Origin of the sequence: Acinetobacter sp. YH12142 (genome assembly GCF_013418435.1) — a bacterium.
GTDB lineage: Bacteria > Pseudomonadota > Gammaproteobacteria > Pseudomonadales > Moraxellaceae > Acinetobacter > Acinetobacter amyesii.
Genome location: NZ_VPCB01000041.1, coordinates 1 through 2,986 on the forward strand (window position 1 = coordinate 1; position 2,986 = coordinate 2,986).

3 protein-coding genes, 1 rRNA gene and 1 pseudogene are annotated in these 2,986 nt (G+C 36.5%); 4 read left to right on the forward strand and 1 reads right to left on the reverse strand.

What is annotated here, in order from left to right; translation table 11 throughout:
- The first annotated feature begins 313 nt into the window (after window positions 1-313).
- From FTU77_RS15750 to FTU77_RS15765, 4 genes and pseudogenes are all read left to right on the forward strand, one after another.
- Window positions 314-673 (forward strand): annotated as a pseudogene (locus tag FTU77_RS15750) (roadblock/LC7 domain-containing protein).
- A gap of 86 nt (window positions 674-759) precedes the next feature.
- Window positions 760-1,734 carry a hypothetical protein gene (locus FTU77_RS15755; protein WP_180056181.1) on the forward strand — a complete coding sequence of 325 codons (975 nt, stop codon included), beginning with the start codon at window positions 760-762 and terminating at the stop codon, window positions 1,732-1,734.
- Between the two features lie 15 nt (window positions 1,735-1,749).
- Window positions 1,750-2,295, forward strand: coding sequence for an ATP/GTP-binding protein (locus FTU77_RS15760; RefSeq protein WP_078190122.1), 546 nt, complete (start codon window positions 1,750-1,752; stop codon window positions 2,293-2,295).
- A 10-nt stretch (window positions 2,296-2,305) separates the two neighbouring features.
- Window positions 2,306-2,716, forward strand: coding sequence for a hypothetical protein (locus FTU77_RS15765; protein WP_078194283.1), 411 nt, complete (start codon window positions 2,306-2,308; stop codon window positions 2,714-2,716).
- Window positions 2,717-2,886: 170 nt separating this feature from the next.
- On the opposite strand, the gene rrf is transcribed toward FTU77_RS15765, so the two are convergent.
- Window positions 2,887-2,986, reverse strand: a 5S ribosomal RNA gene (gene rrf, locus FTU77_RS15770); the annotation flags it as partial.

Consider the following 2,986-nt stretch of genomic DNA (forward strand, 5'->3'; position numbering starts at 1 on the left):
CGTTTGAAGGATAAAAAAAGAATTGGGATTCAGCCCCAGGTTGAAACTTAATACGAGATCAAAGGGGTCAATTTTACTTTGCCATTTGTAAGGTAAAAGGGGTCAATTTTAGAATGCCGTTGACAAAATCACATTTTTTAAATCCTAAAACTTAACGCTATATTTAGAATATTATCCTTTTAAAGCAAAAAATTAATTTTATTGCAATGCCCCTTACGCTTCCTATAATTAAATTATGTAGTTAAAAACGCTAGTTAATTACCTAAATATCTACAAATAATAATCATGTATAACCTAAAAGAGGGGCATAAAAATGGCTAAAGTTTCATTAGAATCACTCACAACAATCGACGGTTTTCATGCAACGGCACTGGTAGACGGTGAAAGTGGCCTAGCTATGGCGACACAAGGCTGAGGAGATATTGATTTAGAGTTAGCAGCTGCTGGAAATACTGAAGTGGTTCGCTCCAAAAGACGTGTCGCTCAGTCACTCAACTTAGATGATCATATTGTCGATATTTTAATTACCTTAGGAAAACAGTATCACTTGATTCGTCCGCTGGAAAATAATGAATCCGTGTTCTTATATTTAGTACTTGATCGTGCCAAAGCAAACCTAGCCATGGCTCGACACGAATTAAAAACCTATGAAAAAAGTTTAGATTTTGCTTAATTTCACCCAACCCTCTTATACCAATAAGAGGGTTTTTTATTCCCAAAATGTTTTACAGGTTTGAATAAAATTAGTCGAGGAACACCATGAATAAGCAATATATCAATATCGGCATTGCAGGATTAAGTATTCATGATTCAGATCAACTCAAACATCAGCTTTACGCAATTTTTCCACAGTACTTTAATATCCAATGGAAAAGTGCATCTGATGTGAATCTAGATTGCTTATTTATTCATGAGCGTTTTTTTGACACCGAAGGAATTCAAAAAATATTAACACGCCGCGCTTTACCTTGGCTCAGGATCTCGAAAGACAACCAACAATCAGGGTGCGTCAGAAATAATACTCTGTTCCTTCCCGTTGATGACAATCAAGAGCTCAATCAATGGATTGATAAACATCTCGTCAGCCATAATAGCCTTAACGAATCCATAGAGCATGCACAAAAATGTCAAACTCAAAGCTTTAGCGATTTTAATTTGGAAGATGATTACTTCAAAAAAATGTATGCAGAAGATAATCATGAAAAATTGCACCTATATGATGATCTAGGCACAATAGCAGTAATTGATACCGCACAAAACATAGCTTGGCTCAACCTCGAGCGTCAACTACAACACACCGATGCTAGTTTTAAATATGATTTCGCATCAATTGAAGATATGACCCATGTAAGCCGAAAGCATCCAGTCATCCTTCAAGACTGGATATGGAATCTATTTTGGCAAACTCCGAATTTTTATCAAACAATTCCTGAAGATGGTCATTTTCGAATTTTAAGCTGGCCAAAACCTGCTGAACATTTATCTCATAAACAAATTTTTCAACTTTCTGCATGCTTTATCCAGGGCGCAAAGATATCAGCGATCGCAGAACAATATGATATACCCCTCAGCACCATTCGACAGTTCATTGCTGCGAATATGGCATCACTGAATATTAAAAAAATAAATCTTTGGGATAAACATTACAGGCCACCTGAAACGCATGAACCAACAGAAGAAAAGAACTTTGTGCAAAACTTCTTTCGTAAATTACGCCGTAAATTTGGATTTTAGAATAGGACATCAAACATGATTCTTCAGCAATATAAAATTGTCTTTGCTGGTTCTATGGGTGCTGGAAAAACTGAAGCGATCCGTTCACTTTCTGATATCCCAGTTCTACTGACCGAGGCGTTTAATACAGATCAAACCAGCCATCAAAAACTTGAAACTACAGTAGGTATCGACTACGGAGAAGTGACCTTAGAAGATGGTTTAAAAATAGGTTTATATGGTACCCCTGGACAAAGTCGTTTTGATTTTATTTGGCCTGTGATTTGTCAAGGCGCAATCGGTGCAATTATTTTGATTGATCATAATGTTAATGATCCCTTAAGTGAACTCGAAAGCTACTTAGAAACCTTCCAAAACTATACAGATAACATAGCCATTGGAATTACCCATACAGACGAAATCACAAGTTCAACGAATACTGCTATCTACAAAGATTGGCTGATTAGTCAGGACTTATATTCGCCCCTATTCTTTATTGACTGTCGCAAAAAATCTGACGTTTTACTGCTACTTGAAGCTTTAATTACCTCAATCGAAGTAAATCACTACATTACCGCATAAGGAGCTATTAATGTTTAATGTCACAAAACGCACCGCTTCGAATGAGTTAATACAACATGCCCGTGAACAAATAAATAATATTATTAACAATGCACGAGGCGTTCATTTCATCATGGTGTGTTCAACAGATGGATTTGAGCTAACAAGTGTTTACAAACGTGGGCAATATAACAATAGCAAGTTAGCTGCGGTTAGCAGCTCTATCCTTGCAATGGTGTCAGCATTTATTAAAGAAATTCATTTGGTCGGTTGTCAAAATATAACCTTAGATGCCGAAAATGGAAAAGCGATACTTGCATCTGTTGCTGCACAAAATCATCCCATGATTATTGTGGCATTGACTGATAAGGACATTTTATTAGGCCAAGTCTTATATATGCTTAAAGCTGCAACGCAATCAATTATTTCAGCGGATCAATAAACTTTATAGAAATATAAAAGACTATTAAATTTATATTTGAGGCAGAAATATTCATTTATTCGTCACTTTAACTTATTCATTTTCCTATTCTATTCTTCTTTTCTTCTTTTACCTTTTTCCCGGTATAAAAAAACACCCCCTGGACTAGTCAGGGGGTGTTTCGAATAATGAGCTGGCGATGACTTACTCTCACATGGGTAACCCCACACTACCATCAGCGCTAAGAGGTTTCACTTCTGAGTTCGGGAAGGGATCAGGTGGTTCACTCTT

Excerpts from the sequence above, each read along its gene's own strand:
- FTU77_RS15760 (WP_078190122.1), top strand. The coding sequence starts at position 1,750 with ATGATTCTTCAGCAATATAAAATTGTCTTTGCTGGTTCTATGGGTGCT.
- FTU77_RS15765 (WP_078194283.1), top strand. The coding sequence starts at position 2,306 with ATGTTTAATGTCACAAAACGCACCGCTTCGAATGAGTTAATACAACAT.
- FTU77_RS15755 (WP_180056181.1), top strand. The coding sequence starts at position 760 with ATGAATAAGCAATATATCAATATCGGCATTGCAGGATTAAGTATTCAT.